Source organism: Streptomyces sp. NPDC127106, assembly GCF_042677605.1.
Lineage (GTDB): Bacteria > Actinomycetota > Actinomycetes > Streptomycetales > Streptomycetaceae > Streptomyces.
In genome coordinates this window covers 9,419-10,115 of the sequence record NZ_JBHXTC010000107.1, presented here as the reverse complement: position 1 = coordinate 10,115, position 697 = coordinate 9,419, and the positions used below count along the sequence as shown (strand labels likewise).

Below are 697 nucleotides of genomic sequence, written 5' to 3'. Positions count from 1 at the left end.
ATTCAATAGCATGTGAAGCTATTTTTGATGATGACATGGTTGACGATAGAGAGTACGGTAAATGGAAACTGGAAGGTATTCTTGAAGAAGGTTTATTCATTCAACCAAAAACGTATTATGAAAAATATGCTGATGAAATAAAACCAGAAGAAATAGAAAAAGAAATATCCTCTTTTTCTCGGAATGTATTTAATTATCCCGAAAAAAGCAAAGTAAAACAATATCGTTTGGTCAAAGGTTCGGAGACAATGAAATTTAAAGGCATTCCCGGCGCGTATATCAAGAAATTAAATAGAGGGGTATATTATGATATCCTAGAGAAATTAAAAAGCTTACAGGCGCGTCAGGAGCGCGGAGAAATGATAACGAAAAAAGAAGCCTATTATTCTATTTATAAAGGCGAATTAAAAAGACGAAAATTTGCTACTATGCTTAAAATGGGTTCTGACGATTTTGATTTAAAGCAGGAAGTAAACAAGGGAATTTTACTAACGAATAGACAGAAAAGAAATATGGACTATATTAAAAATACAAGTCGTCCGCATGTGTCGTGTGACTTTTAAAAGAGTCGGGAAATTCATTTTCCCGGCTTTTTATTTTGCCTAAAAATAATTAAATATGAAATTAATTCATTTATTTTTATTTTTTGTCTTGAAATCGAACACATGTTCCTATATTATTTAATTTATCGAACATA

Annotated in this window: 1 protein-coding gene; it reads left to right on the top strand. The window is 31.0% G+C overall.

Translation table 11 applies throughout. From position 1 onward, the window contains the following. Window positions 1–563, top strand: a 563-nt coding sequence (locus ACFVGY_RS37155) for a hypothetical protein (RefSeq protein WP_385686816.1), incomplete at its 5' end; no start/stop codon positions are given. Window positions 564–697 lie beyond the last annotated feature (134 nt).